15 protein-coding genes are annotated in these 23,113 nt (G+C 69.5%); 13 read left to right on the forward strand and 2 right to left on the reverse strand.

The window, feature by feature from the left end; translation table 11 throughout:
* The first annotated feature begins 194 nt into the window (after nucleotides 1-194).
* From ngcE to ABZ564_RS23120, 9 genes are all read left to right on the forward strand, one after another.
* Nucleotides 195-1,640 (forward strand): N-acetylglucosamine/diacetylchitobiose ABC transporter substrate-binding protein, encoded by a 1,446-nt coding sequence (gene ngcE, locus ABZ564_RS23080; RefSeq protein ID WP_360859562.1) that lies wholly within the window; start codon nucleotides 195-197, stop codon nucleotides 1,638-1,640.
* 50 nt (nucleotides 1,641-1,690) lie between these two features.
* Nucleotides 1,691-2,614, forward strand: a complete 924-nt coding sequence (locus ABZ564_RS23085) for a sugar ABC transporter permease (RefSeq protein WP_360859565.1) — start codon at nucleotides 1,691-1,693, stop codon at nucleotides 2,612-2,614.
* 94 nt (nucleotides 2,615-2,708) lie between these two features.
* Nucleotides 2,709-3,626, forward strand: coding sequence for a carbohydrate ABC transporter permease (locus tag ABZ564_RS23090; RefSeq protein ID WP_360859567.1), 918 nt, complete (start codon nucleotides 2,709-2,711; stop codon nucleotides 3,624-3,626).
* Nucleotides 3,627-3,860: 234 nt separating this feature from the next.
* Nucleotides 3,861-5,060 carry an ROK family transcriptional regulator gene (locus tag ABZ564_RS23095; RefSeq protein ID WP_360859570.1) on the forward strand — a complete coding sequence of 400 codons (1,200 nt, stop codon included), beginning with the start codon at nucleotides 3,861-3,863 and terminating at the stop codon, nucleotides 5,058-5,060.
* Nucleotides 5,061-5,191: 131 nt separating this feature from the next.
* Nucleotides 5,192-6,250: a substrate-binding domain-containing protein gene (locus tag ABZ564_RS23100; protein ID WP_360859573.1), complete on the forward strand. Its 1,059-nt coding sequence runs from the start codon at nucleotides 5,192-5,194 to the stop codon at nucleotides 6,248-6,250.
* A gap of 232 nt (nucleotides 6,251-6,482) precedes the next feature.
* Nucleotides 6,483-7,271, forward strand: a complete 789-nt coding sequence (locus ABZ564_RS23105) for an ATP-binding cassette domain-containing protein (protein ID WP_360859576.1) — start codon at nucleotides 6,483-6,485, stop codon at nucleotides 7,269-7,271.
* Nucleotides 7,268-8,566: a sugar ABC transporter permease gene (locus tag ABZ564_RS23110; RefSeq protein ID WP_360859579.1), complete on the forward strand. Its 1,299-nt coding sequence runs from the start codon at nucleotides 7,268-7,270 to the stop codon at nucleotides 8,564-8,566. Before ABZ564_RS23105 ends, ABZ564_RS23110 begins: the two co-directional genes overlap by 4 nt.
* Before the next feature lie 222 nt (nucleotides 8,567-8,788).
* Nucleotides 8,789-10,717: a 1-deoxy-D-xylulose-5-phosphate synthase gene (dxs, locus tag ABZ564_RS23115; RefSeq protein ID WP_360859582.1), complete on the forward strand. Its 1,929-nt coding sequence runs from the start codon at nucleotides 8,789-8,791 to the stop codon at nucleotides 10,715-10,717.
* Nucleotides 10,718-10,885: 168 nt separating this feature from the next.
* Nucleotides 10,886-12,391 (forward strand): amino acid permease, encoded by a 1,506-nt coding sequence (locus ABZ564_RS23120; RefSeq protein WP_360859585.1) that lies wholly within the window; start codon nucleotides 10,886-10,888, stop codon nucleotides 12,389-12,391.
* A gap of 57 nt (nucleotides 12,392-12,448) precedes the next feature.
* Here ABZ564_RS23120 and ABZ564_RS23125 read toward each other — a convergent pair whose 3' ends face one another.
* A complete protein-coding gene (locus ABZ564_RS23125; RefSeq protein WP_360859587.1) occupies nucleotides 12,449-12,844 on the reverse strand; it encodes an NTP pyrophosphohydrolase in 396 nt (131 codons plus the stop codon).
* Between the two features lie 206 nt (nucleotides 12,845-13,050).
* On the opposite strand from ABZ564_RS23125, the gene ABZ564_RS23130 reads away from it, so the two are divergent.
* Complete coding sequence (locus tag ABZ564_RS23130; RefSeq protein WP_360859590.1) at nucleotides 13,051-14,181, forward strand: hypothetical protein; 1,131 nt, start codon at nucleotides 13,051-13,053, stop codon at nucleotides 14,179-14,181.
* Between the two features lie 52 nt (nucleotides 14,182-14,233).
* Here the strand turns inward: ABZ564_RS23130 and ABZ564_RS23135 are convergent, their stop codons facing one another.
* Nucleotides 14,234-15,337 carry an LCP family protein gene (locus ABZ564_RS23135; protein WP_360859593.1) on the reverse strand — a complete coding sequence of 368 codons (1,104 nt, stop codon included), beginning with the start codon at nucleotides 15,335-15,337 and terminating at the stop codon, nucleotides 14,234-14,236.
* A gap of 331 nt (nucleotides 15,338-15,668) precedes the next feature.
* Between ABZ564_RS23135 and ABZ564_RS23140 the strand changes: the two genes are divergently transcribed.
* The 3 genes from ABZ564_RS23140 (at nucleotide 15,669) to ABZ564_RS23150 (ending at nucleotide 23,102) form a co-directional block, all read left to right on the forward strand.
* Complete coding sequence (locus tag ABZ564_RS23140) at nucleotides 15,669-17,267, forward strand: hypothetical protein (RefSeq protein WP_360859596.1); 1,599 nt, start codon at nucleotides 15,669-15,671, stop codon at nucleotides 17,265-17,267.
* 313 nt (nucleotides 17,268-17,580) lie between these two features.
* Nucleotides 17,581-18,642 (forward strand): CDP-alcohol phosphatidyltransferase family protein, encoded by a 1,062-nt coding sequence (locus tag ABZ564_RS23145; protein ID WP_360859599.1) that lies wholly within the window; start codon nucleotides 17,581-17,583, stop codon nucleotides 18,640-18,642.
* Nucleotides 18,639-23,102 (forward strand): glycosyltransferase, encoded by a 4,464-nt coding sequence (locus ABZ564_RS23150; protein ID WP_360859602.1) that lies wholly within the window; start codon nucleotides 18,639-18,641, stop codon nucleotides 23,100-23,102. Before ABZ564_RS23145 ends, ABZ564_RS23150 begins: the two co-directional genes overlap by 4 nt.
* Nucleotides 23,103-23,113: the final 11 nt, after the last annotated feature.

Raw genomic sequence — 23,113 nt, forward strand, 5'->3', positions numbered from 1 at the left:
GGGGCGGAACGGCGCGGCGACGCAGGTGCGTCGGCTGTTCGGTCCCCCGGCGCCCCCCACGGCAATCGGTAGCCTGAAAAATCTGCACCACCCAAGCGCAACTGACCGCGGTGGCGGGGCCCTTCGCTGAGGCGAATTACGACGGGGCGACCGGTACACACCGCCTGAGTCCTGGAGAAGGCGAGGACTTGAGCATGGGATCCACCTCCGCCCACAAGAATGAGGGCCTTGGCCGTCGCGATGTGATCAAGCGTTCTGCCGCACTCGGTCTGATCACCGTCCCGACCATGAGCTTCCTGTCCGCCTGCGCGAGCGGCGACAGTGGCGGCGACGACCCGGTCGAGAAGGGCAAGACCAGCGCGAAGAACCCGCTGGGCGTCAACGAGAGCGCCGCGCTCGACGTGGTCATCTTCAACGGCGGCTTCGGCGAGCAGTACGCGAAGGACGCCGAGAAGGTGTACGCCGGGGCCTTCCCGAAGGCCAAGATCAAGCACACCGCGACGCAGAAGATCCAGTCGCAGCTGCAGCCGCGCTTCAACGGCGGCACCCCGCCGGACCTGATCGACAACTCCGGCGCCGAGCAGATGGACATGGGTGTCCTCGTCGGCAAGAAGCAGCTGCTCGACCTGACCCCGCTGATGGACGCCCCGTCCTACGACGACCCGAACAAGAAGGTCCGCGACACCCTGCGTCCGGGCGTGCTCGAGATGGGCCAGTTCGACGGCGACCCGGTCTGGATCATGTACTACGCGTACACCGTGTACGGCGTGTGGTACTCGCAGACCGCGCTGGAGAAGCTCGACGCGGAGTACCCCGAGACCTGGGACGACATGCTCGCCCTCTGCGCGAAGGCGAAGAAGCAGGGCATCGCGGGCTGGACGTACCCGGGCAAGTACCCGTACTACCTGCCGTTCTCGCTCTACCCGTTCATCGCCAAGATCGGCGGCCGCGAGGTTCTCGACAAGATCGACAACCTGGAGCCGAACGCGTGGAAGGACCCCGCCGTCAAGGCGGCGTTCGAGGCGTACTACGAGCTGAAGCAGAAGGGGTACATCCTCGACGGCACCCCGGGCCTGACCCACATCCAGTCGCAGACCGAGTGGACGAAGGGCAAGGCGCTCTTCATCCCCAACGGTTCGTGGGTGGAGAACGAGGCGGCGCCGACCACGCCCAAGGACTTCAAGATGATGGTCGCGGCCCCCTCCGGCCTGGACTCGTCCGACAAGCTGCCCTTCGGCACCATCTGGGCGTCCGGCGGCGAGCCCTTCATCGTCCCGGCCAAGGCGAAGAACCCGCAGGGCGGCATGGAGCAGCTGCGCATCATGCTCTCCGAGGAGTCCTCGAAGAACTTCACCAAGCAGGTCAAGTCCCTGAGCGCCTTCAACGGCGGCACCGACGGCCTGACCCTCTCCACGGCCATGCAGGCCGGTGTCGACGCGCTGAAGAAGGCCGGCGACAACGTGGTGAACCCGCGCATGCAGGACTGGTACGTGAAGCTCCAGAAGGAGCAGATCGGCACCGCGGGCATCGGCGAGATGATGGCCGGACGCCTGACCCCGGCCGAGGCCATCAAGAAGATCCAGGCCTACGCGGACGCGGCGGCCAAGGACCAGTCCATCAAGCACTACAAGCACCAGTGAGCAACCGTCACCAGCGGCGGCACCCGCGGAAAGATCGGGGTCGGTAAACGATGCAGCACGGCAAGTACCGGTTCATTGTGGGGTTCCTGGTAGTCCCCTTGGTGTTGTACGCGGTCTTCGTCATCTGGCCGTTCATCCAGGCCATCTACTATTCCTTCACGGACTGGACCGGGCTGAGCCCCGACTTCAAGATGGTCGGCTTCGGCAACTACACCAGGATGCTGAAGGACGACATCTTCTGGAAGTCCCTCCAGCACAGCGTGATTCTGGTGCTGGTGCTGCCGCTGGTGACGCTGGGCCTCGCGCTCTTCTTCGCCTTCATGCTCAACGTCGGAGGCCGCCGGCGGAAGAACGCCGCGGTCTCCGGCGTGCGGGGGTCGGGCTTCTACAAGATCGCCTATTTCTTCCCGCAGGTCCTGTCGATCGTCATCGTCGCCCTGCTCTTCCAGTTCGCGTTCAACCCGCGTTCGGGCATGCTGAATTCGGCGCTCAAGGGCATCGGTCTCGACTCCGTCCAGCCGGAGTGGCTGGGCGATCCGAACCTGGCGCTGATCTGCGTCATGGTGGTGCTGGTCTGGTCGACGGTCGGCTTCTTCGTCGTCCTCTTCTCGGCCGGAATGGCGTCCATCCCCAGGGACTTCTACGAGGCGGCGCTCCTGGACGGGGCCAGCCGCATCACGACGTTCTTCAGGATCACCGTTCCGCTGCTCTGGGACACCATCCAGTCGGGCTGGGTCTACATGGGCATCCTGGCCCTCGGCGTCGAGGCGTTCACGGCCGTTCAGGTCATGACGGTCGGCCCCGGCGGCCCCGACTACTCGACCTCGATCCTGCCGCTGTACGTCTACCAGACCGCCTTCCGCGACGGTCAGGCCGGATACGCGACGACGATCGGTGTCGGACTGCTCATCGTCACCATGGCGTTCGCCGCCGTCGTGATGCGGCTGGGCCGGCGCGAGCGGCTGGAGTTCTGATGCCGCGCTTCCCGGGACGCGTTCCCCGGACCCCCAGCAGGCAAGACAGCCCGGCCGCGGCGGCCGGCTCGACAGTAGTACGAGGTGAGCACGCGTGAAGGCCACTGAAACCCCTCCCGCGGTCGCGGCGACGGATCCGGCCCCCGTGTCCAAGTCGCCCGCCCCGGCGGCCAAGGAGAAGAGCAGCGAGGGCAAGACCCTCAACGTCTTCTCCCACGGCGTGCTGATCATCTGGGCGATCCTGGTGGTCATGCCGCTGCTCTGGGCGATCATGTCGTCGTTCAAGACCGACGACTCGATCCTGTCGACGCCGTGGAAGCTGCCGGACAAGCTCCACTTCGAGAACTGGTCGCGCGCCTGGAGCCAGGCGCACATGAGCGATTACTTCTTCAACACCATCGTGGTGGTGGGCGGTTCGCTCATCGGCACGCTGCTGCTCGGCTCGATGGCGGCCTACGTGCTGGCCCGCTTCGACTTCCCGGGCAACCGCTTCATCTACTACCTGTTCATCGGCGGGATGAGCTTCCCGATCATCCTGGCGCTGGTCCCGCTGTTCTTCGTGATGAACAACATGGGCCTGCTCAACACGCGGCACGGCCTGATCGCGGTCTACATCGCGTACTCACTGCCCTTCACCGTCTTCTTCCTCACCTCCTTCTTCCGGACGCTACCGGGGTCGGTGGCGGAGGCGGCGATGATCGACGGGGCCTCGCACACCCGGACGTTCTTCCAGGTGATGCTGCCGATGGCCAAGCCGGGCCTGATCAGCGTCGGCATCTTCAACTTCCTGGGCCAGTGGAACCAGTACATGCTGCCGACGGTGCTGAACACCGACCCGGAGAGCCGGGTCCTCTCGCAGGGCCTGGTCGAACTGGCCAACAGCCAGGGCTACAAGGGCGACTGGTCCGGGCTCTTCGCCGGTCTGGTGATGGCGATGCTGCCGGTCCTCGCGGCCTACATCATCTTCCAGCGCCAGGTCGTCGCGGGGCTGACCGCGGGCGCGGTGAAGTAACGCGCCCGTACGGCCCGCCCGTACCTCCTGAACGCACCTTACGAACGGAGCGAACCGCCCGCCGGCATCCCAGCCGGCGGGCGGTTCGTCTGTGTACGGGGGAGTTCGCCGTGGCCGCGGGGGGTGGGGCCGGTGCTCATCGGTGGCTTCGACCGCTCAAGGTCTTGACGGGGAGTACCCCAAAACGGTCAGCTTAGAGTTCACATGTTGGAGAATATGGCAGGAGTGAGTCGGATGGAGACTCCGGGGTCGCAGACGTCTCTGCACCGCGCCAACCTTGAGCGGGTTGTGCGCGCCGTACGCATGGCGGGTTCGCTCACCCAGGCGGAGATCGCCAGGAGCACGGGCCTGTCCGCGGCCACCGTCTCCAATATCGTTCGCGAACTGAAGGACAGCGGCACGGTCGAGGTGACCCCCACCTCGGCGGGCGGCCGCCGGGCCCGCAGCGTCTCGCTCAGCGGGGACGCGGGCATCGTGATCGGCGTCGACTTCGGCCACACCCACCTGCGCGTGGCGGTCGGCAACCTGGCCCACCAGGTCCTCGCCGAGGAGTCCGAGCCGCTGGACGTCGACGCCTCGTCCGCCCAGGGCTTCGGCCGGGCGGAACAGCTGGTCAACCGCCTGATCGACACCACCGGGATCAGCCCCGGCAAGGTCATCGGGGTGGGGCTCGGTGTACCCGGCCCGATCGACGTCGAGTCCGGCACGCTGGGCTCCACGTCGATCCTGCCGGGCTGGACGGGCATCAACCCCAGCGAGGAGCTCGCCACACGTCTCGGAGTGCCGGTCTACGTCGACAACGACGCCAACCTCGGCGCGCTCGGCGAGCTGGTGTGGGGGAGCGGCCGGGGGGTCAGGGACCTCGCGTACATCAAGGTCGCCAGCGGTGTCGGCGCCGGTCTGGTGATCGACGGTCACATCTACCGGGGCCCCGGCGGCACGGCCGGCGAGATCGGCCACATCACCCTCGACGAGTCGGGCCCGGTCTGCCGCTGCGGCAACCGCGGCTGCCTGGAGACCTTCACGGCCGCGCGCTACGTCCTGCCCCTGCTCCAGTCCAGCCACGGCCCCGATCTCACCATGGAACGGGTGGTCCAGCTGGCCCGCGAGGGCGATCCGGGGTGCCGGCGGGTGATCGGCGACGTCGGGCGGCACATCGGCAGCGGAGTCGCCAACCTCTGTAATCTGCTCAACCCGAGTCGCGTGGTGCTCGGCGGCTCGCTGGCGGAGGCCGGAGAGCTGGTTCTCGGGCCCATCAGGGACTCCGTTTCCCGCTACTCCATCCCCAGTGCCGCGCGGCAGCTCTCGGTGCTCCCAGGGGCCCTGGGGGGCCGTGCGGAGGTACTGGGCGCACTGGCCCTCGTCCTGAGCGAGATGGGGGATTCAACCCTTTTGGAGAGCACCCTGCCTGCGGCCACTCCTGCCTTCACTTAGATAACGAATGGCACCGTTGTCATCTCGTTAAGGATTTACTCCTTGACGCCGCCCCTGCGGCCGAGTTGACTTCCAGCCACCTCGGCCGCGACGTTGCGGCCTCGTCAGGGAGGCAACCCCCAATGAACGCAATGACGCGACGCATCGTCATAGGCACGGCCGCCGTCTCGATGGCCCTCTCCCTCGCCGCGTGCGGCAAGGCCGGCGACGACAAGAAGGACTCGGCGGACTCGGGCAGCAAGACCAAGATCGGTCTGCTGCTCCCGGAGAACAAGACCGCCCGCTACGAGACGCTGGACAAGCCGCTGTTCATCGAGGCGGTCAAGAAGAACTGCGCGGACTGCGAGGTCGTCTACAACAACGCGGCCGGTGACGTCGGCCAGCAGAAGCAGCAGTTCGAGCAGCAGATCGCCGACGGCATCAAGGTCATCGCGATCTCCTCGGTCGACGCCGAGAAGTCCGCCGCGTGGGTGGCCACCGCCCACAAGAAGGGCGTCAAGGTCGTCGCGTACGACCGCGCCATCGCCGGTGCCGACGCCTACGTCAGCCACGACAACGAGAAGATCGGCAGGCTCCAGGGCCAGGCCGTCCTCGACGCCCTCGGCTCCAAGGCGGCCGGCGCCAACCTCGTCATGATCAACGGTGACGAGAAGGACCCGAACGCCGGTCTGTTCAAGAAGGGCGCCCACGCGTCCCTCGACGGCAAGATCAAGATCGCCTACGAGGCGTCCGGCGAGTGGGACCCGAAGATCGCCGGCGAGAAGATGACCGCCGCCATCTCCTCGGTCGGCAAGGGCAAGATCGACGCCGTCTACTCCGCCAACGACGGCATGGCGGGCGGCATCATCACGTCGCTGAGCAACGCCGGCATCAAGGACATCCCGGTGGGCGGCCAGGACGCCGAACTCCCCGGCATCCAGCGGATCATCGCCGGTACGCAGACCTTCACTATCTACAAGTCGCCGAAGCAGCTCGCCCCGGCGGCCGCCCAGTTCGCCGTCAACCTGCTCCAGGGCAAGGACCTCGGCGCCCAGGGCGAGACGGACGGCGTTCCGTCCACGCTGCTCGAGCCGACCGTGGTGAACAAGGACAACATCCAGTCCACCGTGATCAAGGACGGCATCTACAAGGTCGCCGACGTCTGCGTGGCGGACATCGCCGCCAAGTGCACCGCTCTGGGCATCAAGTAGTCCCTCCTCGCGCCAGGGCCAACGGGCCCTGGCGCGCACGGGTCTGATCCGCGCCGCACGGCGGAGTCCGCCCGCCCCATGACTGTCCGGCCCCGGCCGGCTCCCACCCCGCCGCCGGCCGGGTGCCGGACACTCTCCCCCCTCAGTACTTCCCGTACGTCGACGCCGCCCTCGTGGCGTGGCGTCTCCGCCGGTCAGGCGGCACATCCCCGCCGGTCAGGCGGCGAAGGAGATGGTTCACGTGTCAAAGACGCCCGTGCTGGCGTTGCGTGGAGTCTTCAAGCGATTCGGAGCGGTCCAGGTCCTCTCCGGTGTCGATCTCGAAGTCCACGCCGGAGAAGTGGTCGCCCTGGTCGGCGACAACGGTGCAGGAAAGTCCACGCTGGTCAAGACGATCGCCGGCGTGCACCCCATCGATGAGGGCGTCATCGAGTGGGAGGGCGCGAAGGTGGACATCAGCCGTCCGCACGACGCCCAGAACCTCGGCGTCGCCACCGTCTACCAGGACCTCGCGCTCTGCGACAACCTGGACGTCGTCGCCAACCTCTTCCTCGGTCGCGAGATCAAGAGGGGCGGCGTCCTCGACGAGGTCGCCATGGAGAAGCGGGCCCAGGACCTCCTGTCCACCCTCTCCATCCGCATCCCCAGCGTCCGCATCCCGGTCGCCGCGCTCTCCGGCGGTCAGCGCCAGGTGGTGGCCATCGCCCGCGCCCTGGTCGGCAACCCCAAGATCGTGATCCTGGACGAGCCCACCGCGGCCCTCGGCGTCGAGCAGACCGCACAGGTCCTCGACCTGGTGGAGCGGCTGCGCGAGCAGAACCTCGGCGTCATCCTCATCAGCCACAACATGGCCGATGTGAAGGCCGTCGCCGACAAGGTCGCCGTGCTGCGCCTCGGCCACAACAACGGCACCTTCCCCGTGGCGACGACCAGCCACGAAGAAATCATCGCCGCGATCACGGGTGCCACGGACAACGCCGTGACCCGCCGCAAGTCCCGCACCGCGGAGGCCTCCAAGTGAGCAACATCAACGAGACTTCGGCCAAGGTCCCGGCCCAGGCGGAGGCCACCGACGCTCCGCCGGCGGCGGCCGGCGCGGTCCGGGCCGTCGACCCCCGCCTGCTCGTCCGCGAGCAGGGCTTCAAGGGCTACTGGACCGAGTTCAAGCGCAAGGTGCGCTCGGGCGAGATCGGCTCGCTGCCCGTCGTGGTGGGCCTGATCATCATCGGGATCGTCTTCCAGCTCGAGACCGGCAACTTCCTCACCTCGTACAACCTCGACCAGATCACGCTGTACGCGGCGGGCCCCGGCATCATGGCCGTCGGCATCGTCTTCGTGCTGCTGCTCGGCGAGATCGACCTCGCGGTCGGCTCCGTCGCCGGTCTCGCGGGGGCGGTGTGGGCCGTGCTCGGCACGGACATGCCCGACTCCCTCGCCATCGTGCTCGGCATCCTGTCCGGCACGGTCATCGGCGCCTTCCACGGCATCGTCTTCGCCAAGATCGGCGTGCCCGCGTTCGTCGTGACCCTGGCGGGCTTCCTGGGCTGGGCCGGCATGCAGACGTGGGTGATGGGCGAGAAGTCCACCATCACCACCCCGCTCGGCAGCTTCGTCCGCGACCTGACCAGCTACTACTTCGAGGACATCGCCGCCGCCTACGGCCTCGCCGTGGTCGTGATCGCCGCCTTCTACCTCGCTCAGCTGCGCGACGCGCGGCGCCGCAAGGCCGCGGAGCTGCCGCACCGCCCGCAGAGCGAGATCATCCTGCGCACCGCGCTGCTCGCCGTCCTGAGCCTCCTCGCGGCGTACGCGTTCAACCAGCAGCAGGGCCTCCCGCTCTCCCTGGTGATCTTCCTCGCGATCCTGGTCCTCACCGACTTCGTGCTGCGCCGCACCACCTACGGCCGCCAGGTCTTCGCGGTCGGCGGCGGCGTCGAGGCCGCGCGTCGCGCCGGTATCAACGTGTCCTGGATCCGCATCTCGGTGTTCATGATCTCCGGCACGCTCGGTGCGGTCGGCGGTCTCTTCCTGGCCTCCGCGACCGGCGGCGCCGACCGTTCGCTCGGTGGCGGCAACCAGCTCATGATGTGCATCGCCGCGGCCGTCATCGGCGGTACGTCCCTGTTCGGCGGACGCGGCAAGGTCTGGTCCGCGCTGCTGGGCATCCTGGTCATCCAGTCGATCGTCCAGGGCCTCAACCAGATGAACCTGTCGTCGAACGCGATCCAGTACATGATCACCGGTGCGGTCCTCCTCATCGCCGTGATCATCGACTCGGTCTCGCGCAAGACCCAGAAGACCGCAGGACGCGCCTGACCGCGGATCCGCAGGAGCGCCCGGCACCGTACCCCGGTGCCGGGCGCTCCCGCGTGCGCCCCCCGAGTGACGCACCACGCACCGCCCGATGAACACGTTCGCGGCCGGAACATTAGACTCGTCGAGATCCGGCAGAAGTTCGATCAGATTAGCCAGACGGGCGAATGGAGGGCGCCGCAGCCCTCCATTCGACGCTCGGGCTTGGAACGCAAGGAGGCACGGGTGGCGCTGCTGACCCGCATCACGGGACCGCGCGATCTGGACCGGCTCACCCCGGAGCAGCTGGACCAGCTGGCCGATGAGATCCGGACCTTCCTCGTCGACGCGGTCTCCAAGACCGGCGGACACCTCGGCCCCAACCTCGGAGTGGTCGAGCTGACCATCGCCCTGCACCGGGTCTTCGACTCGCCGAAGGACAAGGTCCTCTTCGACACCGGCCACCAGAGCTACGTGCACAAGCTCCTCACCGGCCGCCAGGACTTCAGCAGGCTGAAGAGCAAGGGCGGCCTGTCCGGCTACCCCTCGCGCGCCGAGTCCGAGCACGACGTCATCGAGAACTCGCACGCCTCCACCGTCCTGGGCTGGGCCGACGGCCTCGCCAAGGCCAACGAGGTCCGCGGCAAGGACGACCACGTCGTCGCCGTCATCGGTGACGGAGCCCTCACCGGCGGCATGGCCTGGGAGGCGCTGAACAACATCGCCGCGGCCAAGGACCGCCCCCTCGTCATCGTCGTCAACGACAACGAGCGCTCCTACGCCCCCACCATCGGCGGCCTCGCCAACCACCTGGCCACCCTGCGCACCACCGACGGCTACGAACGCTTCCTGGCCCGCGGCAAGGACCTCCTGGAGCGCACCCCCGTCGTCGGCAAGCCGCTGTACGAGACGCTGCACGGCGCCAAGAAGGGCCTGAAGGACTTCATCGCCCCGCAGGGCATGTTCGAGGACCTCGGCCTGAAGTACGTCGGCCCCATCGACGGCCACGACATCGAGGCCCTGGAGTCCGCGCTCCAGCGGGCCAAGCGCTTCGGCGGCCCCGTGATCGTGCACTGCCTCACCGAGAAGGGCCGCGGCTACACCCCCGCCCTGCTCGACGAGGCCGACCGCTTCCACGCCGTCGGCAAGATCCACCCCGACACGGGCCTGCCCGTCGCCACCTCCGGTCTCGACTGGACCTCGGTGTTCGGCGAGGAGATGGTCAGGCTCGGCCACGAGCGCGAGGACATCGTCGCGATCACCGCGGCCATGCTCCAGCCGGTCGGCCTGGCCGGGTTCGAGAAGGAGTTCCCGGACCGGATCTACGACGTCGGCATCGCCGAGCAGCACGGCGCGGTCTCCGCGGCCGGCCTCGCCACCGGCGGCCTGCACCCGGTCTTCGCGGTGTACGCCACGTTCCTCAACCGCGCCTTCGACCAGGTCCTGATGGACGTCGCCCTGCACAGGTGCGGGGTCACCTTCGTCCTGGACCGCGCCGGGATCACCGGCACCGACGGCGCCTCGCACAACGGCATGTGGGACATGTCGATCCTCCAGGTCGTACCCGGCCTGCGGATCGCCGCCCCGCGCGACGCCGACCAGGTCCGCGCCCAGCTGCGCGAGGCCGTCGAGGTCGACGACGCCCCCACGGTCGTCCGCTTCTCCAAGGGCGCCGTCGGCCCCTCGGTCAAGGCCGTCTCCACGGTGGGCGGCATGGACGTGCTGCGCGAGCCCGCCGCCGCCCGGCCCGACGTCCTGCTCGTCTCCATCGGCGCGCTCGCCCCGATGTGCCTGGAGATCGCCGACCTGCTCGACGCCCAGGGCATCTCGACGACCGTCGTCGACCCCCGCTGGGTCAAGCCCGTCGACGAGGCCATGGCCCCGCTCGCCGCGCGGCACCGCGTCGTCGTCACCGTCGAGGACAACAGCAGGGCCGGCGGCGTCGGCTCCGCGATCTCCCAGGCGCTGCGCGACGCGGACGTCGACGTACCGCTGCGCGACTTCGGCATCCCGCCGGTCTTCCTCGACCACGCCTCCCGCAAGGAGGTCATGACCGAGATCGGGCTGACCGCCCCCGACATCGCCCGCCAGGTCACCGGCCTGGTCGCCAAGCTCGACGGGCGCTACGGGACGGGCGCGGAGGACCGCACCGTGGTGGAGCGCGTCCGGGACTGACCCGCGCCCGCCCCCCCGCCTCGGCCGAACGGGCCGGTCGGCCCACCCGTAACGAGTGGTCCGACCGGCCCGTTCGCGTGAAATCCCGCCGCGGCAGGCGTGCCGCGGACAGGCGGTCCGGCCGGTTCCGAATCATGGCGTGCACGACGAGTGCGTGGAGGTACGCCGGTGAGCACGCAGCAGGACCTGCCCCCCAGCGGGAACGGGCTGTTCAGGACCAAGACGGTCGAGCAGTCCATCCGCGACACCGAGGAGCCGGAGCACGCCCTCAAGAAGTCCCTGTCCGCCCTCGACCTCACGGTCTTCGGGGTCGGCGTCGTCATCGGCACCGGCATCTTCGTCCTCACCGGGAAGGTCGCCAAGGAGACGGCGGGACCGGCCACCGCCATCGCCTTCGTGGTCGCCGGCGTCGTCTGCGCCCTGGCCGCCCTGTGCTACGCGGAGTTCGCCTCCACCGTGCCGGTGGCCGGGTCCGCGTACACCTTCTCGTACGCCTCGCTCGGCGAGCTGGTCGCCTGGATCATCGGCTGGGACCTGGTGCTGGAGTTCGCGCTGGGCACGGCGGTGGTCGCGGTCGGCTGGTCGGGCTACGTCCGTTCGCTGCTGGACAACGCCGGCTGGCACCTGCCGGACGTGCTGGCCGGACCGGATGTGGCGGACGGGTTCGGCTTCGACATCCTCGCCTTCGTCCTGGTGCTGATCCTCACCGTGATCCTGGTGCTGGGCATGAAGCTCTCCGCCCGCGTCACCACCGTGGTGGTCGCCGTGAAGGTCACCGTCGTGCTGATCGTCATCATCGCCGGCCTGTTCTTCATCGACACGGCGAACTACTCGCCGTTCATCCCCGAGGCCGAGCCCCAGCCCTCCGGGTCGGGGCTCGACGCCCCGCTGGTCCAGCTGATCTTCGGGTACGCCCCGACGAACTTCGGCGTCATGGGCATCTTCACCGCCGCCTCCATCGTCTTCTTCGCCTTCATCGGCTTCGACGTCGTCGCCACCGCGGCCGAGGAGACCAAGCTGCCGCAGCGCGACATGCCGCGCGGCATCCTGGCCTCCCTGTTCATCTGCACCGTGCTCTACGTCGCCGTGTCGATCGTCGTCACCGGCATGCAGAAATACACCGAGCTGTCCGTCAGCGCCCCCCTCGCCGATGCCTTCAAGGCCGTCGGGCACCCCTTCTACGCGGGCGTCATCAGCTTCGGCGCCGCCGTCGGCCTCACCACCGTCTGCATGATCCTGCTGCTCGGCCAGACCCGGGTGTTCTTCGCGATGAGCCGCGACGGGCTGCTCCCGAGGTTCTTCTCCAAGACGCACCCGCGCTTCCGCACCCCCTACCGCCCGACCATCCTGCTCGGCGTCGTCATCGCCGTCGTCGCCGGGGTGACCAGCATCAACGAGCTCGCGACGCTGGTGAACATCGGCACGCTCTTCGCCTTCGTGGTCGTCGCCCTCGGCGTCATCGTGCTGCGCCGCACCCGCCCGGACCTGCACCGCGCGTTCCGCACGCCGTGGGTGCCGCTGATCCCGATCCTGTCGGTGGCCGCCTCGGTCTGGCTGATGCTCAACCTGCCGGCCGAGACATGGGTGCGGTTCGGGGTCTGGATGGTGATCGGAGTGATCATCTACTTCGCGTACGGCCGCTCGCACAGCCGGATGCACCGCAAGCGGGTGTGACCGCCGGGCCCGGACACGACCGCGGGGCGTGGCTCGCCTCACCTCCGCCGACGGCCGTCACGCCCCCGGTCGCACCGTGCGCGGGCCCGTGCACCGAGCCCCGTGCGCCTCGACCCGGCGCCGCAGCTCGCGGTCGGCGGTGACCACGACGCAGGGCCGCGGCGAGGACTCCGCCGCGGCGCCCGCCGCCAGCTCCGCGATCCGGTCGTCACCGCTGCCCGTCGCCGCCTCCACCCGCACCCCGGCCACCGGAGCGACGTCCCGGGCCCGCCCCTCGACCACCAGGACCAGGTCGACGGGGCCGGGCAGGCCGGGCAGCCCGTCGGAGGCGTAGGGCACCAGCGAGTCGCGCAGCCGCTCGGCCGCGCCCCGGCGGTCCCGCCACCAGCCGTCCGGGACGGACCCGACCACATTGGCGGCGTCGACGATCACCAGGGGCAGCGGGCTCGGCATGGGCCCAGGGTGCCATGTCCGGCCGCGTACGCGGTCCCGAAGCGTCGCGGACGCGGGCCGGACGCGGGCCGGACGCGGGCCGGACGCGGTGATTCCAAGGGTTCGAACGGTGATTCTATGATGGGTGCTCCCCGACTTCCGGGTGCCGGTCGTGACACAAAGCCGCAGATCGGGAGCGGACGATCACGGAAGGAAGACGCCACGACATGCGAGTCAGGTCGAGACGTGCCCAGGGGAGCGCCTCGGGCAAGGGCGACGACGCCCCGCGAGACGCCGACAGCGCCCGGGGGACGGCCGAGACCCCGGTCGACGGACGCTGGCTCGTGCGTGGCAAGGACGGCAGGCTCACCGCCTACGCGCGCGACGAGGACGGGCTCCTGCGCTGGACCGAGGAACGCCCCGGCGGACCCGGCTGGCAGGGCCCGGAGTTCTTCCCCGTACCGGACCTGACGCACCTCGGCCTCGCCCAGGGCGCGGACGGTTACGTGCACTTCATCGGGCGCCGGAGCGTGGACGGGGAGGACGGCCTGCCGGAGGTCGACCTCGTGCACGCCATCCAGTACCAGACGGGCCGCCCGGTCACCGCATGGCGGACCCTGGGCAATCCGTACAAGGACGGGGACGAGAGGGCCGCCCGCATCGGCCCGCCGGCCGCCGGTGTCGCCCCGGCCGGCACGGTCCACGTCTTCGTCCGCAACGCCAACGGCGGCATGATGCTGCGCCGCGAGGGCAAGAACGGCAAGTGGGAGGGGTGGAAGGACCTCCGGGGCACCCTGGGCAAGGAGACGATGGCCGTCGCGGTCGCCGAGTCCGGGCGGATCGAGCTGCTCGTCCCCGGCACCAACAAGGCCATGCGGTGGACCCAGAGCGAGCCGGGCGGCGCGTTCGAGAAGGGCGCCAACCTGAACGTCAGGATCGCCGGCGGCGCGGTGAGCGTGCTGGAGACCGCGCCGGACCGCAACACCTACTACTGGACCGACGCCACCACCGGCACCCTCGTCGCCCACCGCCCGGACGCCCCGGCCATCACGATCGGGGACACCCCGGCCGAGGGCCCGGTCGCCGTCCTCCGCGCCGAACTGGACGCCTACGACTGCACGGTGCTCGCCCACCGCACCCGTGACGGCCGCGTGCTGCTCGCCGCCTGCGGTACGGAGAACGAGGCGGGCGGCCTGTGGTGGGCGGCGACGGGCGAACGCACCTCGGCGCCCCCGGCGTTGGCGCTCGACGGTCAGGGACGCGTGGTGCTCGCGGTGATCGGCGAGCACGGCGGGCTCTACGTGGCCCGGCAGAACGACGAGCCGGGGCTCGCGCTGGGGCCGGCCCGGCGGGTGTGAACGGGGCGGGGCCGCGCGACCGCTTCCGATCCCGCGGCCCCGCCGGTCCGTGTCAGCCCTGGCCCAGCGCCGGGGACTTCTTGGCCGACTCGGGGATGGGGGCGTCCTCGCGGATCGCCTTCCACAGGGCCGACGCCCGCGACTCCACGGCCACGACCCGGTTGCGGTCGATCTTGTCGTACTCGACGGGGAGCATGATCGTCTCCATCGACTCCGGGTCGACCCCGTTCATCGACCGGGCGAACTTCGCGAGGGACGTGAGGGAGGCCAGCTCGTCGTCCGTGGTGAGGGCGCCGGTGGCCGAGTTGGCGATCTTGTAGGCGCTCGTCGGACTGCCCAGCAGGTCCTGGCTCTTGACCTCCTTGAGCAGCGCCATGAGGAACTGCTGCTGGAGCCCGATGCGGCTCAGGTCGGTGCCGTCGCTGAGGCTGTAACGGGTACGGACGAACTTCAGGGACTCGGTGCCGTCGAACTTGTGCGGCCCGGCGTCCACGTCCAGCCCGGTCTTCTTGTCGTGGATGGGCTCCTTGACGTCGATGTTCACTCCGCCGATGGCGTCGACGAGCCCCTTGAACCCGGCGAAGTTGATCTCCAGGTAGTGGTCGATGCGCACCCCGGACATCTTCTCGACGGTCTTGACCACACACGCCGGACCGACCTGCGAGTACACGGAGTTGAACATCACACGGTCCTTGGCCGGCACCGTCGCACCGTCGGCCTTGGCGCACTCGGGCCGGGTCACCAGGGTGTCGCGCGGTATGGACACGGCGACGGCCTTCTGGCGGCCCTCCGGAATGTGCACGACGAGCGCCGTGTCGGACCGGGCCCCGCTGACCCCCGCACCGCCGCCCAGCTCCTTGTTCTCCGAACCGGCCCGCGAGTCGGATCCCAGGACCAGCAGGTTCTGCCCGCTGGTGGGCAGCTTCTCGGGCCGGTCCTCACCGAGCGCCTTGTTGATGTCGACGCCCTTGATGTTGCCGTCGAGGCGGCTCCAGAGCCACCAGGCGGTACCGCCCGCGGCGACGACGAGCACCAGGGCCGACACCAGGATCACCCGCCGTATTCGCTGGCCCCGCGTTCGAGCACGCTTGCGCCCGCGGCGGCGGGGGGCCTCCGGGGAGCTCCCTCGGCCGGGGGTGGTGGCGTCTTCGCTCATCCTGAGTGAGTCCTCACAGCTCATGGCCTGGTCAGGGCGCAGGTGGTGGGGTGGGACTCGGGTGGGGGGTGGAGCCGGTCCGCGTTTTCCCGGGATGAGCACTATAGACAGTCGATCAGGTGTACGTATGAAGGCTGTGGCGCAACTGTGACAGAGCGGGCAGTCCGGTCAGGGCGGTGAGGGCCGGTCGAGAGCGAAATCGATCATGTCTGTCGGAATCGATCGGACATGACTTCGCTATAGGTGGATTTCCCGACCGAAGCGAGAGTGCATATCTTCTTGGAAGCCGGGATGTCCACAGCCCCGGTTCCACGGACGAGGGGGCGGGCGCATGGCACGCAGAGGTGAGCGCCGGCCGGAGCGCGGCAGGCCGGCGCGGGAGCGCGTGCGTACGGCTCGGGCGGGCGGCGCCGGCGGCGTGGTGATCGTGGTCGCGACGCCGGGGGACGCCCTGGAGCCCCTGGCGCTGCAGGCGGGCGGCCCGTGGGTCGACATCGTCTGCGCCCAGCCCGGAACACCGGACGAACGGGCGGCGTTCGGCCGTGCCGTGGCCGATGCCGCGGCCCGCGGCGTCCGGGTGGCGGAGGAGCCCTGGGTCATCGACGCCGAACAGGGAAAGATCGCCGCTCCGGTGCTCGCCGCCCTGCGTGAACTGCGGCCGCTGCTGGTGACCACCCTCGACCCGGACCCGGAGCATTCCTCGATCGACCTGGAGGCCAACCGCCCGGTCGTCACCGAGCCGCCGCTGCGCGGCAGCGTGGCGCGCGCCACGATCGCCGCCGCGCGCACCTACCAGCGGGAGTGCGGATCGCCGGTGTTCGTGCGGTGTCATCGCGCCGGGGCGCCGGCGTCGCTGGGCGCCCGGGCCTGTGGCCGCCATCCGCTGCCGCTCCGCTGGCTCGTCAGGGGCGTGGACGGCCGGCTCTCGGCCTACCTGCCGTCGGCGGCCGGGGTGCTGCGCTGGACCGAGACGCGCGCGGGCGGGGACGAGTGGAGCGGACCGGAGCTGCTCGAAGGGCCCGACCTGCTGCCCGGCCTCGAAGTCGTCCAGGACGCCCAGGGCTACGTGCATCTCTTCGGACTGCGCCGCAGGAAGCGGCCGGACGGCGAGAAGTACGTCGACGTGGTCCACGCGACCCAGTACCAGAGCGGGCGCCCCCTGGGCCCCTGGCACTCCGCGGGCAACCCGCACGGCGATGACCCGGCCAAGAGCCGGGAGGCCGGCTTCCCCGTCGCGACCTTCGACGCCGAGGGGAACCTCCAGGTCTTCGTGCGCAACGTCGGCCATGGCATCAGTACCCGTCGGCAGGGTGCGGACGGGCGGTGGAGCGGTTGGCAGCACCTGCGCGGCGCCCTGGTCGCCGACGAGCTGGCCGCGCTGACCGGTGGCGCGGGGACCCCCGAGGTCTGGGCCAGGAGCAGGGACGCGGCGTCCGCCATCCGGTGGCACCGCGAGACGCCGGGCGGCGAGTGGGCGCTGGATGCCACGGGCTCGGTCAGCCCGGCCCCCGGCACCCTGTCGGCGGCTCCGGAGGCGGGGTCCGTGCGCTACCGGTTCTCGGGAAGCAACGAGGTCTGTGCGCAGGTGCCGGGGGCCGGGGCGGTGAGCCTGGGCGGCCCGGACGGGACGGGGCCGGTGACCGCGGCCGGCGGCATCGGCGTCCAGGGCTGGGGCTGCACGGTGCTGGTGCGGTCGGGGGAGGCCGGGGCGTGCCTCGTGGGGGCGCACGCGGACGGGCGTCCGGAGAGCGGTGTGTGGTGGTTCGACGCGGGGGAGACCTCGATGGTGCCGCCGGCCGTGGCGGTGGACGGCCTGGGCCGGGCGGTCGTCGCGGTGCTGGGCGACGACGGGCGGCCGAGGGTCACGCGGCAGGAGCCGGGGGAGAGCGGCCTCGCCTTCACGCCATGGACCGTGCTCTCCGCTGCCTGACCGGTGGCCCGGCGGTGTCGCGCGAGCGTGCGTGACCGCCTTTGACGGTTTCGTGTTTGACCTTGATCTTGATAAGGTCTGCTCCTGTCTTATGTGGATCGCAGGTGAAGTTCCTGTGTCCATGATGTGAATGCCCCTTGATTGCGACTTCTTGCAGGCCGATGGGGCCGCGTTGACCGCGTGAGTCGTGTTTGTCTGAGGGGTTATGGGGAAGCTGTCGCTGCGTGCCGTTCAGAAGCTGACATGCAAGAAGCGCGATGCCTGGTGGACTGTCCTGCTGGTCGATCCCGTCGCCACGCGCATGTTGATCGGGATGGCGAAGTTCAGATTCATCACTCCGAACCGGGTCACCTGGTCCGCGCTCTTCGTCGGCCTCGGCTCCGCGTACTTCTTCCTCAAGGGTGACACCGCTTCCCTCGTCATCGGGGCCGCGCTCTACCACCTGAGCTTCATCCTCGACTGCATCGACGGCAAACTCGCCCGCCTCAAGGGCAACGGTACCGTCTTCGGAGGCTGGCTCGACTACGTCTTCGACCGCATCCGGGTCCTCTTCTGTGCGCTCGCCCTCATGGGCGGCCAGTACCTGCGCACCCACAACGAGCTCTACCTCCTCGCCGCCCTGGCCGTCGTCTTCCTCGACATGCTCCGGTACGTCGACGCCCTGCAGATCTACAAGATGCGCATGTCCATGCGCATGAAGATCGAGAAGGTCACCCTGGAACGCAAGGCGCTGGAGGAGGAGCAGGCCCGCCGCGACGCGACCGAGGCAGCGGCCGACCAGCCCAAGGTGGTCTTCATCGAGGACCTGCTCCGGGAGAACCCCGGCGTCGAGGCCGAGGTCCTCAAGCAGCAGGCCGGTGACGTGGTCGACCTGCACGCCCAGTTCCGCAACCGCTTCCCCTGGTACACGCGGTTCCGTCAGGCGCTGCTGCGCAGCCGCATCAGGCCGCACCTGATCAGCGGCATCGAGTTCCAGATGTTCATCTTCATCGTGGCACCGCTGATCGGCCAGATCCTGTGGACGACCGCGATATCCGCCGCCGCGCTCGGCCTCTTCGAGCTCGTGATCATGTACAAGTTCTGGCTGTCCACCCGTGACTTCACGCGGCTCATGGAGAAGCTCGCCACCGAGCCCTCGAAGGCCGGCGTCATCGCCGAGAACCTCCACCGGGGACGCCACCGCCACCGCCGCGGCGGCGACGCCGACGGTGACCAAGGGCAGGTCCTGACCGAGAAGTTCCCGCTCCCCGAGCAGGACGACGACCTCGGCTTTCAGCCGTACCCCCGGCCCTACACCCCGCACCCGGCGGACATCGAGACGCAGCAGCTCCGTGCGGTGCCCTACTGGGCCGAGAGCGAAGGGTCCGTACGATGACGGTGCCCGCTGACCCGTCGCTGTACACCGTGACGGTCGTGGTGCCCGCCTACAACGCGAGCGCCACACTCGGCCGGGCCCTCCAGTCCGCGCTGGCCCAGACGCACCGCGCCGTAGAGGTGATCGTCGTGGACGACGCGTCGGCCGACGGAACCCTCCAGGTGGCCCGCGAGTTCGCGGCCGGCGACCGCCGCGTCCGGATCGTCGAACGCCCGCAGAACAGCGGCGGCGTGGGCGCGCCCCGCAACAACGGCATCACGGCCGCCACCGGCCAGTACGTGATGTTCCTCGACGCCGACGACGAACTGCCGCTCAAGGCGTGCGAGACCCTGCTGGAGTCCGCCCTCGCCACCGGCGCGGACATCACCGCCGGGCGCGCGCTGCGGGTGAACCTCGCCAAGGACGAGATCACCGTCTGGCAGGCCCAGCTCTACGGCACCGACCGCACCGTCGACGGCGGCCTGCGCGCCATGCCCGAACTCCTCCAGGACCCGATCGCGGCGGCCAAGCTGTACCGGCTGGACTTCCTGCTCGACCACGGCATCCGCTTCCCCGAAGAGGTCTTCTTCGAGGACACCTACTTCTCGACCGTCGCCTGGTACTCCGCGCGCTCCGTCACCCTGCTCGCCGCCCCCGTCTACCGGTGGATCTGGGAGCGCGAGACCGACACCCCCTCCATCACCAACCGGCGCGGAGAACTGCGCAGCATCCGTGACCGGGTCCTGGTGCACCAGTACGCGGACGCCTTCCTCATCCAGCAGGGCGAGCAGGAACTGCTCGCCCACAAGGCCGCCAAGTTCCTCTCGCACGACCTGCGGCTGTACACCCCGGAACTGCGCGCGGGCGACGCGCGGTTCCGGGCCGGATTCGTCGGCTTCGTCGCGCCGTACCTGGAGACCCTGCCGCCCGAGGTCTACGACCTGTGCGGCCCGCTGGAGCGCGTACGGGCCTTCAGCCTGATGCACGGCCGGGTGGACCTCGCGCTCACCGTCTCCGACTACACCCAGCGCCGCAGTGTGCTCAGCTCCGACCTCGTGCGCCGTGACGACAAGGTCTACTGGTCCGCCTCGCTGCTCGGCCGGCCGGACGCCGAACGCTTCCTGGACGTCACCGACCTCGACCTGACCGGCAACAGCCTCTCCGACGCGCGGCTGTTCAACCAGGCCACCCTCGTGGAGATCCGGGACAGCACGCTCCACGTCACCGGCTACATCCGCAACCAGTTCGGCAGGATCGGACCGAAGGACAAGCCGGAACTCACCGCTGTGCTCCGCCGCCGCAGCACCAAGACCGACCACACCTTCGAAGTGACCGGTGTGGACGTCGACGAGGAGTTCATCCGATACCACACCATGGTGGACCTGGCCTCCACCCTGGGCGCGGCGGACCGGGCCGGCAACTGGAACCTGTTCGTGCAGATACGGCACGGCGGGGAACGGGCCACCACCACCGTCGCGGTCACCGGCCTCGACATCGGTCGCGAGCGCTACCAGGGCCCCCAGGACACGTACGAGATCTACGAGACCGTCAGCGGCAACCTCGCCCTACGCCCGGAGACGGCCGAGCAGCAGACCGTCGACCATCCGCGCGGCACCCCGTGGCTGTGGTGGCAGAACGTTCCCGCCCCGGCACCCGTGGCAGCGCCGCCGGAGACGTACGAGGCCGCGATCGTGGTGCACTGCCATAACGACGAGTACAACCTCTACGAGTTCCTGAGCTCCCTGCTCGCCCAGCGCGAGTTCGCCGCGACCCAGGTGATCCTCGTCGACGACGGCTCCACCGACGCCACCTCCGCCCAGCTGGCCGAGTTCGCCGCGTACCACGGCAACGTCGAGGTCGTCCCGCAGATCAGGCTCGGCGCACGCTCCAGCTACGACAACGGCCTGCGCTATGTGCACGCCCCCTACGTGATGTTCGCCCGCGCCGAGGACATCCTCGGCGAGAACTGCGTGGGCCGGCTCGTGGCCGCCGCCCGCCGGTGCGAGGCCGACGTGGTGGTCGGCGACCAGGACAACTTCCCCGGGCCGCGCAGCAGCGCCGACGTGCCCTGGAAGCGCTACTTCGGAGCGAACGCCCCCCGAGTCGAACGGCTGGACAAAGCGCCCTACCTGATCTTCTCGGCGGAGCTGGGCACCAAGCTGTTCCGCACCTCCCTGCTGCGCCGGCACGGCCTGCGCACAGGACACGGCCCCGGCTTCGAGGACGCCTGGCTCACGGTCCCCGCCCTCCTGCACGCCCGTACGGTGACGATCGCACCCACCGCCACCTCGTTCGCGCGCGACCCGGAACGGCGGGACTCGCTGTTCGACCTGGCCTGGAACGACCCGGTCAAGACCCAGGAACTCATCCGCCTCTGCCGCCACATCATCCGGATGACGGAGCGGCTGAACGCCCGCGAGGCCCGGCTGGCCATGCGCTTCGTGGTCCGCTCCATGCAGCCGCACCTGCGCAACATCCACCGGATCATGAGCCGGGCGGAGATCGCCGGAATCTTCCCCGTCCTGATCGACATCTACCGGTCGATACCCGACGACCTGATCCTCCAGTACGCCGGTGTGCCGATGTCACGTCTCCAGCACCACGCCGTACGGACCGGCAACTACGAGCTGTTCTGCGACCCGTACACCAAGCCTGCCTACCTGCCGCAGCTGCTCGTCGACGACACAGGGCTGCACCGCCGCCTCGAAGCGGACCGCACGGAGACCGCGCTCCTGCGGGTGGACCGGCAGAAGGCCGTCCTGGAGACCTTCGTGGCCGAGGGCGACCACCTGCACTTCGAAGGTCTGCTGGTCCTCTCCGGCGTCGACATCTCCCAGCTCTTCGGCAACCGTCTCGAACTGGTCCTCAGCGACGGCCGCCGGGAGACCGGCCTCCAGATCGAACAGGTCTACCGCCGCGACCGGTGGCGCGCACGCAAGGAGCAGGACTGGTACGCGGGCTGGCGTGCCACCGCCCGTCCGGGCGACCTCGCCGCGCTCTCCAACCGCGACCTCACCCTCCGGGTCCGCGTCCACGACGCCGAACGCAGCCACGACATCGCCGTCGAGGCCCGCCAGATGCTGCACCGCTTCAAGGGCGTGCACCGCTCGGGCCGGGCCCGGGTCCGGCTGAGCATCGCCGACAACGAGTCCGTGACCCTGCGCCGGATCAGCGGCCCGCTCCGCAAGGCGCGCCACGGGCTGCGCCGGCTGCGCGAGGAGATACGCAACTCGCTGCCCGGCCGGTCCGGCTGGCGCACCCGGCTCCTGTACTGGCTGACGTATCCGAGGCTGCACCGCAAGGACATCTGGATCATCGGCGAGCGCGAGGACACGGCCCAGGACAACTCGTACCACCTGTTCAAGTGGATCAGGGAGAACGAGCCGAAGCGCAAGGTCTTCTACGCGATCAACGGCGACGCCCAGGACCGCGCGAAGATCGACCACCTGGGCCAGGTGGTCGACCGGCTCTCCTGGAAGTACCGCGCCTACCTGCTGCACGCGACCAGGCTGGTCAACGCCTACGACCTGGAGGCGTACCTCGGCTTCCCCGGCCTGTCCAAGCGGGCCTTCCTGCGGGGCTACGGTGACCTGCTGCGCTACAAGCGCGTCTTCCTCCAGCACGGCGTCGTGTACAACGACGTCGTCCAGTCCATCCACGCCCAGGTCACCAACGTCGACATGGTCCTCACCACGGGCCGCAGCGAACGCGCCTATTACGCCGAGCACTGCGGGTACGGATACGACCGCGTCGCTGCCACCGGTCTGCCGCGCTACGACGCGCTCAAGCCGCTCGACGGCCCGCGCAAGGTCCTGGTCATGCCCACCTGGCGGCGCGACATCGTGGCCCCGTCGTACAACAAGGCGGCCAAGCCCGAGATCCCCTTCGCCGCCTCCGAGTACTACCGCTTCTTCTCCGCGCTGCTGCGGGACGAGAGGCTCCTCAAGGCGCTCCAGTACTACGGCGTGGAGCTGGAGTTCATGCCGCACTACGAGATCCGCCCGTACCTGAAGCACTTCCGGATCGACCACCCGTCCATCACCGTCTCCTCGACGGGCCGGGACGTGCAGCTGGCCATGCGCGAGTGCTCCATGCTCGTCACCGACTACTCATCGGTGTTCTTCGACGTCGCGTACATGGGCAAGCCGATCGTCTACACGAACTTCGACGACGAGGCGTTCTACAGCAAGCACTACAAGCGGGGCTACTTCGACCTGGCCCGCGACGGCTTCGGCCCCGCCTGCGGAACCGTGGATCGCGCGGTGGACGAGATCGTCGCCTCCATCGCCCGCGGCTTCGAGGTCGAGCCCGAATACCGGCGCCGCGCCGAGGAGTTCTTCGTCCTGCGGGACACCAACAACTGCCGGCGGGCCTTCGACGTCATCGACACGATGGACGCCACGGCGGGCGGCGACCCGGGCCGGATGTCGGTACCGCTCGTGATGGGGCGGCCGGGAGAGCAGGAGCGTGAGCGGGCATGAGAACGCGGGCG

Origin of the sequence: Streptomyces sp. NPDC019224 (genome assembly GCF_040632605.1) — a bacterium.
Taxonomy (GTDB): Bacteria; Actinomycetota; Actinomycetes; order Streptomycetales; family Streptomycetaceae; genus Streptomyces.